Here is a 22289-nt window from a genome sequence, read left to right on the forward strand (position 1 = left end):
TTTATACCGCGGGTAGGGGGACCGAACTGGACTTAGGTTGGGGGAAGAACTGGACCCGGGATTGTTCCGCCTTCACCTGTACTTGGGTAGGATTGAAGAATACATATAGAAGAAGACTCGGGGAGTAAGGAGTAGAGAATGATGAAGAAGGGGTTACGGAGAGGATTAAAAGGACTGGGTGGTCTGATGCTGGCGACGGGACTTCTGCTGCTGGCAGGTACCGCATACGAGGCGTATCAGTCAACACAGGACATGAAGTCTTATGCTGCACCGGGCAAGATGTATGAGGTGAGTGGGCGCAACATGCATCTCTATGCAGCAGGTACAGGAAAAGCGACAGTGGTGCTGGCATCAGGTTGGGGTACACCCAATCCTTATGTTGATTTCAGCCCTTTGTATGACAAGTTGAAGTCCCAGGCGAAAATTGTGGTGTATGATCGTTTCGGTTACGGGTATAGCGACTACACAGACCGTACGCGAGATATCGATACCATGACGGAGGAAATCCATCAATTGCTGCGAGTATCCGGTCAACGTCCACCGTATATCATGGTAGGTCATTCTCTCGGATCGCTGGAGACAGTGCGGTTCGCACAAATGTATCCGGATGAGGTGGCTGGCATGGTCATGATCGATGGAGGAAGTCCTGAATATTACAGCTCCGTGGAGATGGAGCCAAGGGAATGGTATTTCGATGCAGCCCGTTTTCTGGTGAAAACAGGAATTCTGCGTACATTGCTGCATTCGGATCGGATAACGGAATCCTTGGTCATTGACCCGGAACTCGTCACGGAATCGATGAGAAAGGCAGCCACCATATCCACGCTCAAGCATGCTTACAATGAAAATGTGATTGAAGAGATGCGCAATTCCAAGATGAATGCAGCCCATGTTCTTGAGCATAAAAAGCAATTCTCCTTCCCGCTAACCATTCTGACGGCGGGTTCAGAGAAACCAAGCGAAGGCAGTAGGGCATGGCAGGCAGATCAAGCGGATTTTGCTTCATGGTCCAGCCAAGGAACGCAGCTCACTGTGGCACATGCTAAACACTACATCCATAACAGTCAGCCGGATGTTGTAGCTGCTGAAATTCTGAAGATGGTTAGAATATCCAAAGACAAATGAGAAAACAGATTCAATATAAAGGGATAGGAAGACGAGGGAGATGGATGAAGAAGATTGGGGTATTTGGCAGGTTTTTGTCCTTGTTGTTGGCAAGTTGCCTGTTGTCTTTAATTGTACTGTCAGTATCCGTTGTATGTTTGACGGACAGAGTTGACGCAGCGTCTGCTGTTCGGACGAATTTATCTGCAGCTGAGTTGGAACAGGTCGTAAGCCCGTTGGTTTCAGAACAAATCAGAAAATTGAACATTCCGGGAGCCGCTGTTGTTATCACGCAAGGGGAAGATATCATTTTCAGCCAAGGTTACGGTTATGCCAATGTGGAGCAGCAGATTCGGATGAACCCGCGCGATACATTGGTTCGCATTGGCTCATTGACGAAGACCATCACAGCCACAGCTGCAATGCAGCTGGTAGAACAGGGGAAGATCGAGACGGGGACAGATGTGAATGATTATCTGACCTCGTATCAGCTGGATACATTCAATCAGCAGCCGATTACGCTTCACCATTTGCTTACGCATACGGCTGGACTGGATCAGGTCATGTATCGTACTGTGGCAGCATCACAAGACGAGTTGGTTGGAGCGGAATCTTTCTTGCAGCAATATGTAAAAGACCAGCCTCCCGTCAGAGAACCCGGTACCGAGTATGAGTACAACAATGCCGGGCTGGGTCTGGTCGGCAATCTTATTGAACAGGTCAGTGGGCAATCGCTGGATGAGTATATGAAGGAACATCTCTTTCAGCCACTTGGCATGTCTACAGCCGCGTTGGATATGCCAGATGGGAGTCCGGATCTTCCGTTATCCTATGATGTGGATGAAGAAGGAAATTACCATTCCATCCCCTATGAGCATTTTAATATTCCGGGAGCGGGAGGACTTAGTGTAACGCCGAATGAGTTTGCACACTTCATGATCGCTCAGTTGAATGAAGGGATGTACAAGGGAAAGGCCGTGCTGAAGCCGGAGACCGTACACACCATGCAGCATGAACAGTATACGGATCACCCGGAACTTGCCGGGGTTGGATATGGATTTTTTCTCGGCAAACTTTCTAATGCCATACCGATGGTCTACCATACGGGAGAAGTGGAAGGATTCATATCCAAGATGGTGCTGATCCCTTCCAGACAGATCGGGATATATGTTGTCATCAATGCAGGGCAGTCCGATGTACAGCTTCATAATCAGGTTGTAGAGTCCATCACGGACCTGCTGGGTCCAGTAAACACAGACACCTCACAGGTTGTAATAACGTCGCTGAGTGCAGAACAAATGCAGAACTATGAGGGTCATTACATGTTCCGGCTCAGTCCACAGTATGGTTGGGGCAGATGGGTTACCTTTTTTGAGAAAGCGAGTTATACGATTCGGGCGGATGGAGTCAATCTGATCGTTAGTGGAACGTTTCCAGAAGAAGAAGGAGAAGAGCAGTATAAGCGCTTTGTGCCCATTCAGGAAGGCATTTTTCAAGAAGAAGGTACAGACCAGTCCATATGGTTTCATGAACAGGACGGACTGTGGAAGGCAACTGGTTTGAACGGGGTGACCATGTCCCAAACATCCCGGTGGAATACCCCGTCATTTCTGTTGGGTGTGTTTGTGTGCTTCATTTTATTTTGGATTTTCATAGCTATGACATGGCTCATTCGTTACATTATTCGTTGGTTCAGCAGTAATCGGCGGCCGGTCTCCAGAATGATCGGGGTGATGGCGGCAATCTATGCAACCGCTGTGCCACTACAGATCGTGTATGGATTGACTCATATGAGTACAGGATTTCCATTCTGGTATCGATGGGGATTGTGCTCTCTTCCATGGATTGCAGCATTGCTTGGGTTGATTCTGCTTCTGCAAAATGCCCGAGATGCCGTAAGAGGTAACGGCGGATCGATTGGAAGAAGTGCATTGGCCGTGGTGGCTTTGACCTTCACAGCGTATATGGGATATTGGAATATGCTTTCCATTCATTTTTACTAAATAATGAATGAAGTTACCTTACCTTGCATGAAAAGTGGCACTGATGCTGTCCAAATGCAAGGTATTTTTATTTCAAACTGGAAACCTGACAGTTTACATGTTATGTTATATCATTATACTAGATAGAGTAGGCAACTATAGATGGAGACAGGAGAGGATTGAACATGGTCAAAGTTGGTATCGTAGGTTACGGAAATCTGGGCAAAGGTGTAGAGAAAGCGATTACTCAAAACCCGGATATGGAGCTTGTTGCTGTATTTACACGTCGTAACCCGGAGCAGATGGTTGCAGAAGGTACGGAGGTTCGTTTCGAGCATATCTCTGCTGCTGAGCAATACATAGGCAAAATTGATGTGATGATTCTGTGTGGAGGTTCGGCAACCGATCTTCCGGAGCAGACACCTGCAATTGCAAAATGGTTCAATACGGTGGATAGCTTCGATACACATGCGAAAATCCCTGAATTCTATACGGAAGTTAACGCTGCGGCAGAGCAAGGTGGCCACGTGAGCGTCATTTCCACAGGTTGGGACCCGGGCTTGTTCTCGATGAACCGACTGCTTGCTCAATCGATCCTGCCAGAAGGCAAAGAGTATACGTTCTGGGGTAAAGGGGTCAGCCAAGGCCACTCGGATGCCATCCGTCGTGTTCCGGGCGTGAAAGCTGGTGTACAATACACCGTACCTGTTGAAGAAGTAATCAACCGCATTCGTGCTGGGGAGACACCAGAACTGTCCACACGTGAGAAACATTTGCGTCAATGTTTTGTTGTGGCTGAAGATGGCGCCAATCAGGATGAGATTCGTGAAACCATTGTGTCCATGCCGAACTATTTTGCCGATTACGATACAACGGTGACGTTCATTACCGAAGAGCAGTTAAAGTCGGAGCATGAAGGCATGCCGCACGGCGGATTTGTCATTCGCAGTGGTGTTACAGGCAACGGACAGAAGCAAATTGTTGAATTTGGCTTGAAATTGGACAGCAATCCTGAATTTACAGCCAGCGTGCTTGTGGCTTATGCAAGAGCTGCGCAGCGTTTGAGCGTGGAAGGACATAAGGGTGCTAAGACGGTATTCGATATTCCACTCGGTCACCTGTCTCCGAAATCGGCTGAGGAACTTCGCCGCGACCTGTTATAATCCATCCATCGTAACTCAAAATAGATATAAAAGAATCAGCCCGTCTTCAAAAAAGGACGGGCTGATTGCTGTACAACCGTGCATATTCAGGTCAGGCTGTACTTCCCTTCAGCCAGTGTTCGGGAATGCTTAGATGAACCGGCAATTTGGTGCTTGCGCTGCCCTTTGCCGAATGGAGCTGTGATTGTGTCAGAAAGATGCTGCCGGTCAGATCCGCTCCCCCCAGATCCGCATCCCGCAAGTCGGCCCCAATCAGATCAGCCTTTCTCATGTCAGCATTTCGGAGGTCAGCAGCAATCATTAAGGCACCTCTGAAGCTCGCGCCCCGTAGGTCAGCCCCTCTTAGATTGGCACCCAGAAAGTCTCTTCCGGTAAGCTTTTTGGTCTTCGATTTGGAGGGCTGCTTGTCCGATGCTGGGACCTTGGAACGGACCATTTCGCTTGCCTGTATCAAGAGTTCGTTCACGACCGCCCGATGACCGGGAATGTCCAGACGTATAATGGCAGCTGGCTCCAGATCGGTAAGCCGTTCCGTCTCTCCGTACGCTTTCTGCATAGCGGAATGGATCGATTGTGTTTCCGGCAGCTGTAACATTTCGTTTAGATAACTCAACATTTCATGAAGCTGCTTCATGACTGGCAAACAATCAAACATCTCTGCAGCCGACTCGGGATAATCCCGCCAATCTCTGCCCGCATACGTCACTTGCGATAGTTTTTGCCCGGCTCCAAAACAGTCATACACCGTGCAGCCCTTGAACCCTTTCTGCCGAAGCTGTGTATGGATGCCGCAGCGGTTATCGGTACGGAGATTGGGGCATGGCGTACCACTGGATTTATCAAAAGCAAAGTCCGATGATTTGCCATAAGGCAAGGCAACGCAGCATAGGCCAAAACATTGCTCGCAGTCTGCGCTTAAATGAGGATTAGCCTGGTTGCTACTGAATGGTTGGTTAGACAATGTGCACACTTCCTTTAATATAAAAAACTGGCTATAAGAATGTCAGTACCACTTTACCATTACACTGGAATTCAATCAATTCCTATATGGGTTCCTGTTTTCTCTACCGGGGGGTAGACGCCGGATTTGCATTTTGAATTTAAAATAGGGTTATTCGAATTGCAGGTAAGTGCGCTGCTAATTATGTGGGGGAGAATGAATGCGAAGAAGAAAGATGAGAATAAGCTTGCTAATCTGTTTACTTGTGACAAGCATGTTGTATGGCTATGGACCGACCGCCCATGCAGATGCAGGCGGCAGAACGTGGAATGTGGATGTGACAAGGTATAGCGGATTTTCGGTATATGATGCGAAGCCAACGGAGGATGGCGGAACTATTCTGGCAGGCAAGAGCGGGAATCAGAGTGCACTCCTGAGGACGGATGCGGAAGGAAAGGAATTATGGCGCAAGCAGCTGACCGTGGGAGCGGAGCCGAGATACGATGTGAAAACAGTTATCCCGCTGCGGGACAATGAGTACATGTATGCAGGGTCCGACAATATGGATCTGAATCAGTCCGTTATTGGCAAATTGAATGCAGATCAGGAGATTGCCTTCACTGTAGCGGTGGAGGGCAGTGTAGGCTCCTTGCTCAAGACAGATCATGAACTGATCCTCTTAACCGGTCATCGGCGCTCTGCAAACGGTGATCTGGACCCGATGGCCATCATGCTGAATCCAGGAAGTAGTCAGATATTTAATACAACCTATGTACAGCCCTATGATCAATTTATACATGCCAGCCTTCGATCCTTTAAGGGCACCCACCTGCTTGGCGGTTCGACGCAACAGGATGGAGTCAACTGGTATACCGATGCGCTTCTGACAGAAATAAATTTGGCAGGCTTGCAGGTCAATCAGAGAACATATGGTACACCGGACGCAAGCGAAACGATTGAGGCTATGGCACCGGTAAACGATTTTGGGTATATTCTGACGGGAAATGTGGTCATTGGATCTACACAGGAGATCATGCTGCTTAAACTGGATGAGAACCTGGATCAGGAGTGGATGAGGACATATCCTGTAGGCAACCATGGCGTGGACGTGAGGTTGGCTGTTGAAGGGGGATATGTGGTATCGGGCATGGATAGCGATCTGAACATGCTTGTAATGAAGACCGATGAACTGGGCAATATGCAGTGGGTCCACAAGCTCTCCGAAAAAGGATCAGGTTCAGGCACTAAACAAAATCCGGACGGAAGTTACTCTTTCCTGGGCGGGGACGACAATGGCGGGCGGTATACACTTCGGGTTGCTGCACCTGAGCAGATTACCGCGGATGATCAAGCCAATCGGATTGTAGGCGCAACACCCGATATGGAGTTTTCAACCAATGCGGGCGGGAACTATACTTCCTTTGCCGATGAACCATCACCGACTTTTCCCGGGAATGAAGAGGTGTGGGTGAGATATCGGAAAGACAGGGGGCAAGGTTACGGTGCGGGCCAAGTCCGGGTTCTACAATTCACAGCCAATGTAGCTGATGCCCGGTTATATAAGCTGGACATCGATGGAGTGCCCTTGACTGGATTCGATCCAGCGCTTGAAGAGTATACGATTCAAGTTCCGAAGGATACATCCTCCCTTACAGTAACGGCCAGCACGTATGAACCCGCTGCTAGTCTGCTTATTGATGGACAGTCTGCACTATCGGGCCAGGACGTAAATGTGGCTGTAGCTTCGCCAATGCAAGATATCGATATTGAAGTTACGGCGGCGGACAGAATCAATCAACGGAACTATACTCTACATCTTGTTCAAGAGACTGATCCGGGGACAGGGGAGCCGGAAAACCCGGAAAACCCGGAAAACCCTGAGAATCCAGGGAATCCGGGGAATCCAGGAAATCCAGGTACTCCACAGCCAGGGAACCCTTCTGGGCCATCGGGTCCAAGTGCACCCTCTTCTCCATCGGGGCAGCAGGTTGCTCATGTCGCACCTGTGGTCTCGTCCAACTTAACAGGACTGAACGTTTCACAAGGCAAACTTGAACCTGCGTTTTCCCCTGATCTGTTTCGCTACCAGCTTACATTGCCAGCAGAGACTTCATCTGTAACCTTGCAATGGCCTGTGATCGGACAGAATATTACGGTGAATGGTTTACCAGCACAACAGGGTAACATTACGCTGGTGAACCTGAAGCCTGGCAGTAACCCGGTAACGATCGGGGTCAAAGGCCTGGATGGAGAGGCCAAGGAATATTACATTGATATCGTTCGAGGTGAGACGGTGACTGCTGAACCGGAAGGTTCTGCTTCTGGTGTGGATCTGTCTGCCATTGAAGGCCAGCCGGATTGGGCCGACCGGGCGATGGCGCTTGCTGCTCAGATGGGCATCATCCAGGGATATGGGGATGGCAGCCATCAACCGCAAGGAACGCTTACACGGCTGGAATACACCGTTATGCTTCAGCGTATGCTGCAGTTGCCCGTGAGTGAAAAAGGTACAACGGAGAGCGGCTTCACTGATCAGACAGACATCCCCGCCTGGGGGCTTGAGGCTGCATCTGCGATGAGAGAAGCAGGCATTATCCAGGGCTACCCGGATGGGCAGTATGGACCTGATCATGGCGTGACCCGGGCAGAGATGTCAGCCATTATGGTTAGAGCCTTTCAGCTGCAGCCCGAATCTGAGGAATCCGCAGTAACGCCATTCAACGATATGGATCAGGTGGCCCTGTGGGCCCGTCCCTATGTGATGACCCTGCAACAGCTCGGTATTGTGAAAGGGAAAGCAGATCATGCATTTGCTCCACAGGATGTGCTTACACGGGCTGAGGCGGTCATGATGCTACTTCGGATGCAACAGATGCTTCATTAATCCATGAACGACAATATGAATTTAAATAACCGACTTCCATCAGAGGAAGTCGGTTTATTTTCGTTCAACCTGGTAAAGGACTGAATTATTCTTCGGGTGAGCTGACGACAGGAATACAGGATCTGCGTTCCACAACTTCGGTATTGACATAGATATGGGCACTGCTATTCTCCCGATTATCCAGATGATCAATAATCAGCTTCACGGCAGTTTTGGCAAGGATGTCCTTTTTTACATGCACAGTGGTTAGCTCGGGACTGATGACTTTGGCTTCGAAAATATTATCAAATCCCATTACCGAAATATCTTCGGGGACGCGAATACCGATAGTTTGCAACGATTTGATCGCACTGATTGCCATATAATCATTCTCACAAAAAATGGCCGTAGGCACCTCCTGAAGCTGCCGGATGGCCTGCTGGAAACGTTCTTGCGGCATAACCCGCATGGGATGCAGATCAAACGTTAAAGAGTCATCCACGGTCAGATCGTGCTCAGCCAGTGCAGCACGGAATCCTTCTTCCCGCTTGATAAAATTCGGAATGCGGGTGCTGGATTTTACATAGCCAATGGTGCGGTGTCCCAGGTTAACCAGATGTTTACCCGCCTGATATCCGCCCAAACTATTATTAATGGAAACAAAGTTGGCGTCCACATGTTCGAAGCATGTATCCAAAATGACAACGTTGGCATGAATGGATTGAATGTGTTTAATCATCGGTGGGGTCAGATTGGTCCCCAATAACAAAATACCCGCCGAAGGTTGTTCCTTTTCCAAAACTTCAAGTTCGTGCTGTAATTCCTGAACATCAATAGATGAAATGATAAGTGTATTTCCATGCTGCTTGACCTGCTCCGTGATATGGTGAATCAACTCATTGAAAAATGGGAGTGTATCATAATGTTCGGTTACGATATCCGTATTTTTACAGGCAACAAAACGAATAATCGCATTGGATTTCTGGATTTCCCTTCCAGGTTTAGACGTTCTCGGTTTATATCCGTAGGTCTGTGCAATGTTCAATATATGTTCCCGTGTCTGTTCGCTGACACCAGGTTTATTGTTAAATGCAAGAGAGACAGCTGCTTTGGACACACCAGCAAGCCTCGCAATATCATCAATCTTCAAGATACAACCTCCTAAATGGACTGCATATGATCAGTATACCATGAATTAAGCTAAAATTTCAGTTGTCTACTAAACTAAACTTAACTAAAACAAATATATAAAAACTAAAATTTATGATTGACTGTTTATGAAACGGGTGCTAATATTCAATTGTGAAACGCATTCATTGCATAGAATTAAACTGAAATTATATTAAATTAACTAAAATAATTTATTTAGTTTAGTTGAAAAGGATGAGGTGAAAAGATGGCTGTTCAAGTCGCTGCCAACCGCCGGACGTTAGAAAAGCAGGGAAAGCCTTTATTTTATTTGGCGGATACCGTGTGGAGTGCGTTTACCAACGCCACGCTCGAAGAATGGGAAGAGTATTTGGATTATCGCCAAATGCAGGGATTTAACGTATTGCAAATCAACATCCTGCGTCAGTGGGATGCCAGTGGATCTGATCTGGAGCTGGAGCCCTTTGCCCAGCAGGATGACGGGACAACCGATTATTCCGTCTATAACGAATCCTATTTCGACCGTGCTGAAGAGATGGTTCGTATGGCCGCAGAACGTGGATTCACGCCCGCGCTTGTGCTCCTGTGGTGCAATTATGTGCCGGATACATGGGCTACAAAGTTTCAGAAGAACAGCAAAATGCCGTTGGAGGCTGTTGAGCCTTACGTCACTTATGCTGTCAATCGCTTCGCCAAGTTTGATCCGATATATCTCGCCAGTGGTGATACGGATTTTCCGTCCGATGAAGCGAATGCCTATTATCAGACGGCACTGGAGACAGTCAAGCGGATCAGCCCATCCAGTCTGACAACCCTGCACATTCAAGGGAGACTGCGGGACATTCCGGAGATGTTTGCGAATCATGAAGGTCTCGATTTTTATATGTATCAATCAGGGCATAACTCGGAATTCCAAGCTTTTGCCCATGAGATTGCAGAACATTTTTATAACCAGTCGCCTGTACGTCCGGTGATCAATGGTGAACCCTGTTATGAACAGATTAGTTATAGCCGCAACGTATATGGGCGCTACTCTGCATTCGATGCCCGCAAGGCTGCATGGCAGAGTTTGCTTGCCGGAGGCGGAGCTGGAGTCACTTACGGGGCACACGGCATCTGGAGCTGGCACAAGAAAGGCAAGTCCTTTGGCATTGTGGAAGGGGAAGGCTTCGATAGTCCCTATGACTGGAGATCGGCTCTTCGCTTCGAAGGAGCCTGGGATTATTCATTTATGAAATACCTCTTTGACCAGTACAAGCTGGTCGGCGTGAAGCCGCTGGATATTGTATTAAACAAGACCAAGGAAATCAGGGCGGCAGGCAATGAGGATACCGTCGTGCTGTACGTTCCGGTGAACACCAAAGTGCGACTGGATTTACCCGTTGAGGATTACGATTTTACAACCATTGATCTGGTGCATCGCCGATTTGCCCATACCGAGGCAGTTCGCGAGAACGATTACGGGGTTATTCCAATGCATGCCTTTGAACATGATGCGGTGGTCATTGGTACACGAAAGTAATGGTGGCATCAGCTTCGTGCTAAGGCCTGGATAGGAAGATTTACATTATAGATGGGGTGAAGGTATGTGGAACATCGGTATCGTAGGTACAGGGTACTGGTCAGAAAAACACATTAAGGCTTGGCAATTCATTGCTGACGCCGAAATAACAGGAATTTGTGATCGCCATGCAGCAACGCTGAATGAAAAATCCGACAGGTTCAACATCCCGGCAGCATTCCGATACTCGGATGTGGCAATCATGCTTGAAAAAGCGGATGTGGATGTGCTCGATATCATCACGCCACCGGATACACATCTGGAGCTGGTGAAGCTGGCTGCAGCGGCGGGCAAACATATCATGTGTCAAAAGCCGTTTGCACGCTCCATTGAAGAAGCCGAAGAAATGGTACGGATTGCGGAAGAGGCAGGCGTACGTCTGATGGTGACGGAAAACTGGCGCTGGCTGGAACCTTTTCAATTGATCAAAAAGCTGCTGCAGGAAAATACAGTGGGTCATCTGAATACGATTCGTTACATTCATACGGATTTTTATTCCCCAAGATTTGCTCCTGAACAGAAGCTGCCGCAGCCTTTTTTCAGGGACATGCCACAATTGTTATTTTATGAGATGGGTGTGCACTGGTTCGATACCTGGCGTTTCCTGTTCGGAGAGCCTGAGCGTCTGTATGCAGAGACAAGGAAGGTAAGCAACTATACGCTCGGCGAAGACAGCGGCATGGTTATGCTGGGATACGGGGATTATGTGGGACTGATGGATATGAGCTGGGCGACGCGTCGTGAGCTGAATGAACCTTTATCGGAGCAGGTACTCCCGGATCACAAGGAGCAGCTCATCATTGAAGGTGATAAAGCGACCATCAAGCTATATAAGGACGGGAGATTGTCCATCATTGATAATGCTGGTGTGGAGACGGTGTACGCCGAACATACGGAGTTGAATTACGAGGACAGTCATCGTAAACTCCAATCCCACTTCATTGAATGTTTGAATACAGGCGCGGAATTCCAGACCAGTGGTTCGGATAATCTTAAAACACTCCGCCTTGTATTCGATACCTACGAGAGTGCGGCCAGCCATAAAGTTCAACGGTATGAAGAGGGGAAATAATGTCTATTAATGATATCGTCATGATCATCATTGCGTTCTTCCTGGTGCTTGGCGCCGTGGACAAAGCTCTCGGCAACCGAATGGGACTGGGAACACCGTTCACGGAAGGCATCATGGCGATGGGCACACTCGCGCTGGTTATGGTGGGGATTGTATCACTTGCGCCTTTTCTCGCGAGTATGCTCATTCCGCTCATCTCTCCGCTGTATGAAGCGATCGGTGCCGATCCGGCATCGTTCGCGAATACCATCCTTGCGGTCGATATGGGAGGATACGCTTTGGCGGGACAGATGGCACAGAGTGTACAGGCGGGACTCTTTTCATGGGTATTCCTCGGGACGATGTTTGGACCAACCCTCGTGTTCACCATCCCCGTTGCGCTGGGCATTCTGGATCGGGAAGATCATCCGTACTTTGCCAAAGGTGTCCTCATCGGCATCAGTACAATTCCAGTCGGCTGTTTGATCGGAGGGCTGGTGGCCGGCATTGATATTATGGTCATCGGAGCAAATCTGATCATTCCCATCCTTTTATCTGTAGTCATTATGATAGGCTTGCGTTTTTTTACGAATCAGACCGTGAGGTTGTTTAAAATATTTGGAAGCGGTATCACCCTAATATCCCTGATCGGGCTCGTGGCTGTATCCGTAAAGACTCTCACAGGCTGGGCGATGATCCCGAATATGGCACCGCTCTCGGAAGGCATCACGACCGTGGGCACGATTGCCATTGTGCTGGCCGGGGCTTTCCCCATGGTTGCTGTGATCAACAAAATCTGTAAAACACCGCTTGAACGTGCAGGCCAATTGCTGAACCTGGATGCGCCAACCACTGCCGGACTTGTCGCTTCACTCGCCCACAACATTCCGACCTTTCGGTTGGTCAGCGATATGAATCCAAGGGGAAAGGTCATCAGCATTGCTTTTGCGGTCAGTGGCTCCTTTGTACTTGGAGGACATTTGGGTTTCGTTGCCGGCATGGACAAATCCATGGTGACCGCCATGATTGTGGGCAAGCTGGCGGGTGGCATCAGTGCGGCGATCGTGGCTGCATGGGCTACACCAGTCAAGGACAAAATCAGCAATAAAATCTCTTAACAATGGAATAACGTTATTTGTTCTGCTTGGTTATGTATGCGTTTATAACAAGATACTATGGCATCCATGTAAAGGAGTATATGACATGAATCACGACAAAACAGCGAAGGAAATTCTCAGCGCAGTCGGTGGCAATGATAATATCAATAACGTCATTCATTGTGTGACCCGTCTCAGATTTACCCTGAAAGACATGCAGGCTCCGAACAAGGAAGAGATCAAACAGATTGATGGTGTACTTACCGTCGTGGAGAGTGGAGGACAGTTTCAGATCGTCATCGGGAATGAAGTACCCAAAGTATACGACTCCCTGTTGAAAACGATGGGGAGAAGTCCGGAAACAACATCTTCGGATAACGCCGTTCAAGGCGAGAAAAAAGGATTGTTTAACCGTTTTGTTGATGTCATTTCGGGTGTGTTCATGCCCGTCGTTGGTGTACTGTCAGCTGTAGGTATCTTGAAAGGACTACTTGCACTGTTCATTACGCTGAACTGGCTTACCGAAGAGATGAGTACGTACAAGATTTTGTTTGCAATAGCAGATGCCCTGTTTTATTTCTTCCCGATTCTGCTTGGATTCTCAGCAGGCAAGAAATTCGGAGGTAATCCATTTATCTCGGCAACCATTGGTGCAGTGCTCGTCTATCCAACCATGACAGCGGCATTCACAGAGGGCACGGCCATGTCATTTCTTGGTATTCCGGTCGTTCTGATGAATTATACACAATCCGTCATTCCTATTATTATCGCTTCCTACCTGGCCGCGACTTTCGAGAAGTGGCTCAGCAAGATTGCGCCTTCCTCCATTAAAATGTTTTTTGTACCGCTTGTTACACTGGCTATCATTACACCTATTGTTTTCCTGGCTGTTGGTCCTGTGTCAACACTTGTGAGTGATTATCTGGCTGCGGGTGCAATGTGGATTTACAAGCTTAGCCCGATTATCGCAGGATTGATTATGGCAGGGATCTGGCAGGCCGTCATTATCTTTGGGTTGCATTGGGCTTTTATTCCGATCCTGATCAACAACCTCACCACGAACGGCTTCGATCCAATTAACGGCATGCTGTTCTGTACCACGTTTTCTCTGACTGGGGCGTCGCTTGCCATTGCGATCAAAACACGCGATAAGCGACTGAAACCGATTGCGACATCAGCAACTATTGCTGGGTTGATGGGGGTAACGGAACCAGCAATCTATGGCGTCACATTGCCGGCCAAAAAGGCATTTATTATGGCTTCAATTGCAAGTGGTATCGCCGGGGCTTTGGCTGGTTTCATGGGTTCGACTGCGTATGGTTTTGCGGCTGGTGGTGTATTCGGTATTCCGATCTTCATTAATCCGAAAGGAATGGATACCGGATTCATTGGGTTCATCCTGTCTGTTCTTATTGCTTTTGTATTGGGCTTTATCCTAACCTACATGTTTGGTTATAAAAATGCGTCCCCATCCGCTTCATCGAAGCAGGAAAAAGTGGAGCAGGCGCAGCCATCCCTTGTGACTTCTGATTCAAATGGATATGCTGGCGTTTCTGCCATTTCTCCGGTCCAGCCGGTTACAGAAGCGCAAGAGGAGAAAACCGTGTTTAGCCCGCTTACTGGTAAACTGATTCCTTTGACAGAGGTGGGCGATGAGGCTTTCTCCAGCGGTGCTATGGGTCAGGGAGCGGCAATCGTACCGACGAAAGGCGTGGCATATGCACCGTTCGATGGTGTGGTGGTTACGATCTTCAAGACGAAACATGCCATTGGCCTGCTGTCCGAGGATGGCGTAGAGATTTTGATTCATGTGGGCATTAATACCGTCAGTCTCAAGGGAAAACATTTTACTTCCTTTGTCTCCGATGGCGATACGGTTCGTAAAGGAGACAAACTGGTCGAGTTTGATCTCGAAGGCATCACAGCCGCAGGTTTGGATACAACGACCTCTGTTATTGTATCGAATACAGCCGTATATACGGATATTCAGGCAAAAGAACAGGGAAGTATCGTGCAAGGTGATGCTTTAATTACTGTAAAATAAAAAGAAGTCAAACAGATATGTTATGCAAAAGCAATAGGAAGGACAGTTCCCAAGCTCAAAGGGAACTGTCCTTTTTTAATGGGTTGCCGTATCTAAATACGTAGCATAAATGTGAAGCCACATTGGTATGATAGATATAATTCAAAAAAATATTAACGAACTTTATGTAAGTTACTTGACTAAATAAACTTATTTACTTATTATCAATATTAGCAAATCAATTAAACCACACGGATGCAGGATGGTGTAAATATGGGATTTATGGATAAGTTATTCGGAAAAACAAATAACAACACACATGAGGAGGAACAAAAGATGTCTAAACTGAACATTGGGATTATTCTTGGGAGCACACGGGAAGGTCGGTTGAGTCCGCAGGTCGGAGAATGGGTGAAACAGATTGCAGATGCGCGCGGAGACGCCAACTACGAAATTGTGGATATAGCCGATTACAAGCTGCCGCTCTTGGGAGAAGCAGACGCAACGGAGCAGGCAACTGCATGGAATACGAAGCTGGCAAGCCTGGACGGATTCGTATTTATTGTACAGGAATATAACCACAGCATCTCTGCTTCGCTGAAAAATGCGCTGGATTATGCCCGGGAGGCATGGAACAACAAAGCTGCAGGTATTGTCAGCTACGGCTCGGTAGGTGGTGCACGTGCTGCAGAACATCTGCGTGGCATTCTCGGTGAACTGTCGGTTGCTGATGTTCGTGTTCATCCGGCACTGTCACTGTTTACCGATTTCGAAAATGGCACCTTCAAACCGGCTGATCTGCACTTGACCAATCTTAACGGCATGCTGGATCAAGTGTTGTCCTGGAGCGGCGCGTTGAAGACCATTCGTTCATAAGCCATATTGTCGTTAGGAGCCGCCATTTTGGCGGCTTTTTGGGTTAGCCCGTATGCCGCGGTTCTGCATGTGTAAAAGTAGCAAAAGGACAGCTCTCCATGGGGAGAACTGCCCTTTATGATCATGATCAAAGTGTTGTACAGCATTCATTATTTTCTTCAAAAGGGATGGCAAAAATTCAAAATCAGACGATACCTTGCGCAAGCATGGCGTCTGCCACCTTCAGGAACCCAGCGATGTTTGCTCCGGCTACCAGGTTTCCTGCACAGCCATATTCATCCGCTGCCTGAACACAGCTGTTGTAGATGTTCGACATAATGTCATGCAGCTTGGCGTCCACTTCTTCAAATGACCAGGACAACCGCATGCTGTTCTGTGACATTTCAAGTGCGGACACGGCTACTCCACCAGCGTTAGCTGCTTTGGCTGGTCCAAACAGAACGCCTTCCTTATGGAAAAGGTCAATCGCAGCCAGCGTGGAAGGCATATTCGCTCCTTCACCGATGGCTTTAACTCCGCCTTGCACGAGCAATGCAGCAGACTGTTCATCAATTTCATTTTGCGTAGCACAAGGCAGCGCGATATCACAAGGGATAGACCAGATGCCTTCACAGCCTTCGGTATAAACGGCATGCGGATGCTCTTTAACATATTGGCTGATCCGCAGACGATCAACCTCTTTTAATCTTTTCACGGTATCCAGATTGATTCCTTGAGGATCGTAGATGTAACCTCCAGAGTCACTGCATGCCACAACATGGGCACCGAGTTCCTGAGCCTTCTGAATAGCATAAATGGATACATTTCCGGAACCGGAGACAACCACTGTGCTGTCCTTGAAGCTTAGGCCTTTGGAGGCAAGCATCTCTTTCACAAAGTACACACATCCAAATCCGGTCGCTTCTTTACGTGCAAGACTTCCTCCATACAGCAGACCTTTACCTGTGAGTACGCCAGCTTCATGCCCGCCGCTGATGCGTTTATACTGTCCGAACATGTAACCGATTTCGCGTGCACCTACACCGATATCGCCGGCAGGTACGTCCGCATCGGAACCGATATATTTGTACAGCTCCGTCATGAAGCTTTGGGTGAAACGCATGACTTCCAGATCGGATTTTCCTTTTGGATCGAAGTCGGAGCCACCTTTACCACCGCCGATGGGCAGGCCAGTGAGTGCATTTTTGAAAATTTGCTCGAATCCCAGGAACTTAACGATTCCCGAGTAAACGGAAGGATGAAAACGAAGTCCGCCTTTGTATGGCCCAATGGCACTGTTGAACTGGACCCGGAACCCACGGTTTACCTGCACCTTGCCCTGATCATCTACCCAAGGTACACGGAATGTAATGACACGTTCAGGTTCAACAAGCTGTTCAAGCAAGCCGTTCTCCATATATTTTGGATGCGTTTCAATAACAGGAATGAGTGAATCCAGAATCTCTTTGACAGCCTGATGGAATTCATTTTCCTGAGGATTTCTGGCAATAACCGATTCGTAGACAGAATGAACATATTGTGCTGCAGTTCCCTGAGTTGCTTCTGTAGTTTTAGTCGTTATCGTAGACACTTTTTCGATGCACTCCTTTATTGTGTTAAAGTCTTTGATTACCTGTTTGTATAAATTGAATAAAAGTTTGTAGTTAAATATACATGAAACCAAATAAAAATACGAGATAAAAATCCATAAAATGTTTTTTATGACGTTATTAAAATGTTCTATGGATCTGTCATAAGATGTAAAGGTTAGAGGATTAAGATGTATGGGAGTGATTATTTATAGCTATATAACTTGAAGTTAGACGAATAGACTGGATTAAAAAATTTGTTTTGGTAAGATGGTAGTAAGACCTCGGTATCCGTGGTTTTTTTATCTATATGAAGGAGGAGTACAACATGATGAAGAAAAACATGCGAATCAACATGGAGAACAGGGCTTATATAGGAGGTGAGATCTATTATGAACCATAGGTCTACTCGCCAAAACTGCAGAGAAAAGCTGGTGAACCAGCTGATTATATTGGGTGAAGAGAAAAGAACATTTCTCGACGCCTATTTTGACGTGCGTGATCCGGAACGTTCCCAGATGGAGCGGTTGCTTGCGACTTATACGGCATGTGTGGAGCAACTGCTCCTCGGAACGGATGAAAATCTGGACTCTGTGGTACTGATTGGCAGTCTGATTCGTTTTGAATACGTTGACTTCCACACATCCGATTCGTTCACGATTGTTATGCCGGATGACGCGGATCCTGATGCGGGATGTATTTCTTTCCTTTCCCCTGTAGGTCGGCAACTACTGCTTGGTCACAAGGGAGAAGTGAGGTCGATTAATATACCAGCCGGCTCTATGCGAGTACGTATTACGGATATTGCTTTGAACAATGAATCCTTGAACCGGATGCCAACTGGGGGTTCGGATCATGCACTTTAAAGAGACGGATTTACCGGGGATTGGGCGCAAATATTGGTTGCATACACGCAGTGGTGAGCATTTGGTCATCGTGATCCATAATGATGAGCGGCGTGATCTGTTCCATATGGAATCAGGGGATACACCTGAGGAACTGGGGGATATGGTGTCTCTGGTCACCTTGGATGATGATGAGGCACGTGCAGTTGCAGCTATTGTCGGCGGCATGACATACAAACCAACATTTCAGGATGAGCGTGAGGTCATGCTGGAAGGGTTGTTAATTGAATGGCTCCGCATTGAGCCGCATTCAGAGAGTATAGGCAGAACGATCGGAGAGTTGAATATTCGCCAGGCGACAGGTGCGGTCATTCTGGCTGTGGTGGAGAAGAACAGGACGAAGCAGTTTAATCCGGGTCCGGATTATTCGTTTACCGCGGGAGCCACCGTTGTTGTCGCTGGAGAACGGGACCAGATCAGACTGTTAAAACGGTTGTTGTCAGATGGAAGGCTTTAGCCTATGGATATGCTCATATTCGAAGTGGGAATTGCCGTTGCGCTGATTACACTTACGGGGCTTATATCTGCACGATTACGATTTTCGGTCATTCCTTTTTATATTCTGATCGGTATGGCCGTTGGACCGCATGCACCACAGATCGGTATTGTGGATTTGCGTTTTATCGAAAGCTCGTCATTTATTGAATTTATGGGCAGGCTGGGTATTTTGTTTTTACTCTTTTATCTGGGGCTGGAATTTTCGGTCTCCCGCCTGATGAAGTCTGGCAAAGCCATTCTGACCGGAGGCATGTTCTATGTTGGCCTTAACTTTGCTTCCGGTCTGCTGCTGGGATGGTTTATGGAATTACCACTCAAAGAAACGCTGGTTGTCTGCGGAATTATGACGAGTTCCTCCACAGCCATTGTGGCTAAAGTACTCGTGGATCTGAAGCGCACGGCGAACCCGGAGACAGAGATTATTATGGGGATGATCATGTTTGATGACTTGTTCATTGCCATTCATATTTCGATCCTGACGGGACTTGTGCTAAGTGGAGCTACTTCATTCGTTAGCGTCCTGCTCGTATCCTTGTCAGCGCTGCTGTTTATTGTACTGTTTCTGATTATTGGCAGGAAATGCATCAAGTATATTGACAAGGGGCTCAACATCAAGTCATCGGAGTTGTTTCTGCTTACCGTCATGACACTGCTCTTTCTGGTGGCGGGTTTCTCGGAAACGCTGCATGTTGCCGAGGCAATCGGAGCTTTGATGATGGGGCTTGTACTGGGGGAATCCAGACATGTCAGCCGAATTGAGCATCAAATCATGCCATTCAAAGATTTTTTTGGCGCCATTTTCTTTTTCAGCTTTGGCCTGACCATTGAACCCTCGACCCTGGGCGGTGCGGTTGGAATGACCTTCATTGCTGTTATTCTCACCATTGCCAGCAACTATGGTGCGGGAATGATTGCGGGCCGATTGGCCGGGATGACACCAAAGGCTTCTCTCAATGTGGGCTTCACGCTCGTTTCCAGGGGGGAATTCTCCATCATTATGGCGAACATTGGTAAGGCAGGTGGGCTGATGGCGTCCATTCAGTCTTTTGCCGTATTGTATGTGTTGATTCTGGCCGTACTCGGGCCTATCCTGACGAAAGAATCCCCATGGATCTATGGGCAATATATTCGCTTGAGGAATCGATTGCGAGGAAAAGAGACGGGATGAATTGTGCATCTGTTTGCCACGTTTTTACAGCGTAGTATAGCACACGGATGCAAACACATATTGAATTCCTAATCACTGATGAACTGTACACGCCACACTGCTTGGAGTAGTAAGTCTCTCCTTGGTGTGGCGTTTATTGTACCGGGGAATTCATGAAAGTTGGATACGAATGTTCTCTATATGAACCGCGACTCCGCCCACTTGAATCTTTGTAGTTTCATTGGAAATGCCCAGCGTTAATCTCGCTCGGATCTCCGAGGGGCGGTTCATGGTGTATCCTTGTTTAATCGTATAGGTTGTATCGTGAGGATCTGAAAGTTGGTTGTATTTATGTAAATAACAGAGTAAAGCACCGTTAGATGTACCTGTTGCGCTCTCTTCCGGGATATCGTAAAGGGGAGCAAAATTCCGGCATTCTGCCAGAGCGACCTTAGCATCTGATTCGAGTGCAAACACATGATAACCTATGACCTGATGAGCCTTGCATATTTCGGCGATAAGCTGAAAGTCAGGAACGATTTTGGCCAGAACATCAACATGGTTAACCGCAATCAAGATATCGCGCAATCCGGTAGACACGATCTGTACAGGTAATTCGGCGTGTAAATCATGTAAAGGAATATGCAACGAATGGGCAATCTGCTGTCGGTCCACAATCTTCCCAAACTTCGGCAACGTCTGAGACAGATAGATTTCACCACTTGCCTCGACAACCACTTCAAGGATTCCGGCCAGGGTCTCCAGTGTGTAGATACCTACCTCAACGAGATGCTGCGCTTTCATTAAATAAAATAAAGCAATCGTTGCATGCCCACATAGATCCACTTCATCACTGGGGGTGAAGTAACGAACTTTGAAATCAGCCTGATCCGATGGCATAACAAATGCGGTTTCTGAAAATCCGACCTGTCTGGCAATCTCCTGCATTTGGGAGTCGGATAAGTGTTCTGCTTGTAAAACAACTCCTGCGGGGTTTCCCCCAAGTCTCCTGAACAGGATTGGGAACCCAAACCAGCAGCGAATTCAAGAATAGAGGTCAAGTGAACCTCCGGGAAGGGTAATGAAGAAGGAAAGCACAACGATAATCCAATGGAAAGGCTGGGATCTCTAGTGAAAGCAATTGTGATCGAAAAATTCGGTGGAGCGGAACAATTGAAGGAAAAGGAAATGACCAAGCCAGCATGTGGAGTGAATCAGGTGCTGATCCGGATTCATGCCACTTCTGTGAACCCAGTAGATTTTAAAGTCAGACAAGGTCACATGAAGGAGGCGGCAGATTCTTTTCCCTTGATATTGGGCGGTGATGTTGCCGGGACGGTGACTGAAGCTGGCCCCAATGTCACGCGGTTCAGAGAGGGAGATCGCGTATTTGCCCGTCCACGTCATTTTGGGACTTATGCAGAGTATGTGGCTGTAGATGCAGATATCATCGCTCGTATTCCGGAGAATCTGAGCTTCGAGGAAGCAGCTGCCATACCACTAGCAGCCATGACGGCCTGGCAGGCACTTGTTGATCATGGGCGACTCGCCAAAGGTCAGAAAGTTCTCATTCACGCAGGAGCGGGCGGTGTAGGAACGTATGCGATCCAGATTGCCAAATATCTAGGTGCTGAAGTGGCTTCTACCGCAAGTGAATCGAATGAGGAATTGCTTCGTTCGTTGGGTGTAGATCATTTTATCAACTATAAAAAAGAAGACTTCTCGGAGATTCTCTCCGGGTATGATGTCGTGCTGGATACGATGGGTGGCGACATTCAGCGTGATAGCTTCAAGGTATTAAAAGCCGGTGGGCATCTGGTATCCCTTGTGGAACAACCGGATGAATCGCTTGCCAAGGAAGCAGGTGTAACGGCCAATGTATTCATGATGGAACCCAAAGGAGACCAACTCGATCAGTTGGCTGAGCTGGCTGCTGAGGGTAAACTGAGACCCATCATTGATGAGACATACCCCTTGAGTGAACAAGGGCTGCGTGAAGCGCATGAAAAAAGCGAAACCCATCATACACGCGGAAAACTGGTCATTCGAGTAGAGTAGATCAGGATTACCGCTGAATGTTTAAGTAGAATTTGCTCTAACGTACATCTCCTAAAATTGACATTGGACATACCCAGATGGGGACCCGTTGATATTTTAGGAGGTGTATTTTTTATGCAGAAAAGAGAGCACAGGAATAATATAATTTGAAGGAATGGAATATTACGGTATATACTGGATAATGAGCTTTTTCCAGTCCTATGTATAGTTTAATAACGCAGAAGTCAAATGATACGTCTTAAGTGTTGAAAGGAATGAGAACGATGTAGTCTTTGAAGACTTAGATCCCAAGGCCAGATCTCCG

17 protein-coding genes are annotated in these 22289 nt (G+C 47.6%); 13 read left to right on the forward strand and 4 right to left on the reverse strand.

Features of this window, described 5'->3' with window-relative positions; translation table 11 throughout:
* The first annotated feature begins 138 nt into the window (after positions 1-138).
* The 3 genes from PPA03S_RS20105 (at position 139) to PPA03S_RS20115 (ending at position 4249) form a co-directional block, all read left to right on the forward strand.
* Positions 139-1125: an alpha/beta fold hydrolase gene (locus PPA03S_RS20105; RefSeq protein WP_245683678.1), complete on the forward strand. Its 987-nt coding sequence runs from the start codon at positions 139-141 to the stop codon at positions 1123-1125.
* Between the two features lie 44 nt (positions 1126-1169).
* On the forward strand, positions 1170-3107 hold the full coding sequence (locus PPA03S_RS20110) for a serine hydrolase domain-containing protein (RefSeq protein ID WP_062325600.1): 1938 nt from the start codon (positions 1170-1172) through the stop codon (positions 3105-3107).
* 164 nt (positions 3108-3271) lie between these two features.
* A complete protein-coding gene (locus PPA03S_RS20115; RefSeq protein WP_411835289.1) occupies positions 3272-4249 on the forward strand; it encodes a diaminopimelate dehydrogenase in 978 nt (325 codons plus the stop codon).
* A 91-nt stretch (positions 4250-4340) separates the two neighbouring features.
* Here PPA03S_RS20115 and PPA03S_RS20120 read toward each other — a convergent pair whose 3' ends face one another.
* Positions 4341-5210, reverse strand: coding sequence for a pentapeptide repeat-containing protein (locus PPA03S_RS20120; RefSeq protein ID WP_062325603.1), 870 nt, complete (start codon positions 5208-5210; stop codon positions 4341-4343).
* A gap of 253 nt (positions 5211-5463) precedes the next feature.
* Between PPA03S_RS20120 and PPA03S_RS20125 the strand changes: the two genes are divergently transcribed.
* Positions 5464-8073 carry a DUF4073 domain-containing protein gene (locus tag PPA03S_RS20125; RefSeq protein ID WP_245683687.1) on the forward strand — a complete coding sequence of 870 codons (2610 nt, stop codon included), beginning with the start codon at positions 5464-5466 and terminating at the stop codon, positions 8071-8073.
* Between the two features lie 85 nt (positions 8074-8158).
* Here PPA03S_RS20125 and PPA03S_RS20130 read toward each other — a convergent pair whose 3' ends face one another.
* Positions 8159-9202, reverse strand: a complete 1044-nt coding sequence (locus PPA03S_RS20130; protein ID WP_062325607.1) for a LacI family DNA-binding transcriptional regulator — start codon at positions 9200-9202, stop codon at positions 8159-8161.
* A 246-nt stretch (positions 9203-9448) separates the two neighbouring features.
* Between PPA03S_RS20130 and PPA03S_RS20135 the strand changes: the two genes are divergently transcribed.
* From PPA03S_RS20135 to PPA03S_RS20155, 5 genes are all read left to right on the forward strand, one after another.
* A complete protein-coding gene (locus tag PPA03S_RS20135) occupies positions 9449-10723 on the forward strand; it encodes a glycoside hydrolase family 140 protein (protein WP_062325609.1) in 1275 nt (424 codons plus the stop codon).
* A gap of 64 nt (positions 10724-10787) precedes the next feature.
* Positions 10788-11834 carry a Gfo/Idh/MocA family protein gene (locus PPA03S_RS20140; RefSeq protein ID WP_062325611.1) on the forward strand — a complete coding sequence of 349 codons (1047 nt, stop codon included), beginning with the start codon at positions 10788-10790 and terminating at the stop codon, positions 11832-11834.
* Entirely contained in the window at positions 11834-12931 is a 1098-nt protein-coding gene (gene eutH, locus PPA03S_RS20145) for an ethanolamine utilization protein EutH (RefSeq protein WP_062325613.1), read from the forward strand. Before PPA03S_RS20140 ends, eutH begins: the two co-directional genes overlap by 1 nt.
* Positions 12932-13016: 85 nt before the next feature.
* Complete coding sequence (locus PPA03S_RS20150; RefSeq protein ID WP_062325616.1) at positions 13017-14954, forward strand: beta-glucoside-specific PTS transporter subunit IIABC; 1938 nt, start codon at positions 13017-13019, stop codon at positions 14952-14954.
* Between the two features lie 315 nt (positions 14955-15269).
* Positions 15270-15809, forward strand: a complete 540-nt coding sequence (locus PPA03S_RS20155; protein WP_062325782.1) for an NADPH-dependent FMN reductase — start codon at positions 15270-15272, stop codon at positions 15807-15809.
* A 184-nt stretch (positions 15810-15993) separates the two neighbouring features.
* Here PPA03S_RS20155 and gdhA read toward each other — a convergent pair whose 3' ends face one another.
* On the reverse strand, positions 15994-17379 hold the full coding sequence (gene gdhA / locus PPA03S_RS20160; protein ID WP_411835288.1) for an NADP-specific glutamate dehydrogenase: 1386 nt from the start codon (positions 17377-17379) through the stop codon (positions 15994-15996).
* Between the two features lie 390 nt (positions 17380-17769).
* On the opposite strand from gdhA, the gene PPA03S_RS20165 reads away from it, so the two are divergent.
* The 3 genes from PPA03S_RS20165 to PPA03S_RS20175 are packed head-to-tail and all read left to right on the forward strand — an operon-like array spanning position 17770 to position 19948.
* A complete protein-coding gene (locus PPA03S_RS20165; protein WP_062325617.1) occupies positions 17770-18243 on the forward strand; it encodes a GreA/GreB family elongation factor in 474 nt (157 codons plus the stop codon).
* Positions 18233-18739, forward strand: a complete 507-nt coding sequence (locus PPA03S_RS20170) for a cation:proton antiporter regulatory subunit (RefSeq protein WP_062325619.1) — start codon at positions 18233-18235, stop codon at positions 18737-18739. The genes PPA03S_RS20165 and PPA03S_RS20170 overlap by 11 nt, the downstream gene beginning before the upstream one ends.
* A 3-nt stretch (positions 18740-18742) precedes the next feature.
* Positions 18743-19948, forward strand: coding sequence for a cation:proton antiporter (locus PPA03S_RS20175; protein WP_062325621.1), 1206 nt, complete (start codon positions 18743-18745; stop codon positions 19946-19948).
* Positions 19949-20098: 150 nt separating this feature from the next.
* Here the strand turns inward: PPA03S_RS20175 and PPA03S_RS20180 are convergent, their stop codons facing one another.
* A complete protein-coding gene (locus tag PPA03S_RS20180; RefSeq protein WP_062325623.1) occupies positions 20099-20971 on the reverse strand; it encodes a PhzF family phenazine biosynthesis protein in 873 nt (290 codons plus the stop codon).
* 66 nt (positions 20972-21037) lie between these two features.
* On the opposite strand from PPA03S_RS20180, the gene PPA03S_RS20185 reads away from it, so the two are divergent.
* Positions 21038-21985 (forward strand): NADP-dependent oxidoreductase, encoded by a 948-nt coding sequence (locus PPA03S_RS20185; protein WP_326099690.1) that lies wholly within the window; start codon positions 21038-21040, stop codon positions 21983-21985.
* The last annotated feature ends 304 nt before the right edge of the window (positions 21986-22289 follow it).

Source organism: Paenibacillus pabuli NBRC 13638 (assembly GCF_001514495.1).
In the GTDB taxonomy this organism is placed as follows: domain Bacteria; phylum Bacillota; class Bacilli; order Paenibacillales; family Paenibacillaceae; genus Paenibacillus; species Paenibacillus pabuli.

What these genes read in the sequence shown, in the direction of transcription:
- PPA03S_RS20105 (WP_245683678.1), top strand. Translation starts at nt 139, where the DNA reads ATGATGAAGAAGGGGTTACGGAGAGGATTAAAAGGACTGGGTGGTCTG.
- PPA03S_RS20110 (WP_062325600.1), top strand. Translation starts at nt 1,170, where the DNA reads ATGAAGAAGATTGGGGTATTTGGCAGGTTTTTGTCCTTGTTGTTGGCA.
- PPA03S_RS20115 (WP_411835289.1), top strand. Translation starts at nt 3,272, where the DNA reads ATGGTCAAAGTTGGTATCGTAGGTTACGGAAATCTGGGCAAAGGTGTA.
- PPA03S_RS20125 (WP_245683687.1), top strand. Translation starts at nt 5,464, where the DNA reads ATGTTGTATGGCTATGGACCGACCGCCCATGCAGATGCAGGCGGCAGA.
- PPA03S_RS20135 (WP_062325609.1), top strand. Translation starts at nt 9,449, where the DNA reads ATGGCTGTTCAAGTCGCTGCCAACCGCCGGACGTTAGAAAAGCAGGGA.
- PPA03S_RS20140 (WP_062325611.1), top strand. Translation starts at nt 10,788, where the DNA reads ATGTGGAACATCGGTATCGTAGGTACAGGGTACTGGTCAGAAAAACAC.
- eutH (WP_062325613.1), top strand. Translation starts at nt 11,834, where the DNA reads ATGTCTATTAATGATATCGTCATGATCATCATTGCGTTCTTCCTGGTG.
- PPA03S_RS20150 (WP_062325616.1), top strand. Translation starts at nt 13,017, where the DNA reads ATGAATCACGACAAAACAGCGAAGGAAATTCTCAGCGCAGTCGGTGGC.
- PPA03S_RS20155 (WP_062325782.1), top strand. Translation starts at nt 15,270, where the DNA reads ATGTCTAAACTGAACATTGGGATTATTCTTGGGAGCACACGGGAAGGT.
- PPA03S_RS20165 (WP_062325617.1), top strand. Translation starts at nt 17,770, where the DNA reads ATGAACCATAGGTCTACTCGCCAAAACTGCAGAGAAAAGCTGGTGAAC.
- PPA03S_RS20170 (WP_062325619.1), top strand. Translation starts at nt 18,233, where the DNA reads ATGCACTTTAAAGAGACGGATTTACCGGGGATTGGGCGCAAATATTGG.
- PPA03S_RS20175 (WP_062325621.1), top strand. Translation starts at nt 18,743, where the DNA reads ATGGATATGCTCATATTCGAAGTGGGAATTGCCGTTGCGCTGATTACA.
- PPA03S_RS20185 (WP_326099690.1), top strand. Translation starts at nt 21,038, where the DNA reads ATGGAAAGGCTGGGATCTCTAGTGAAAGCAATTGTGATCGAAAAATTC.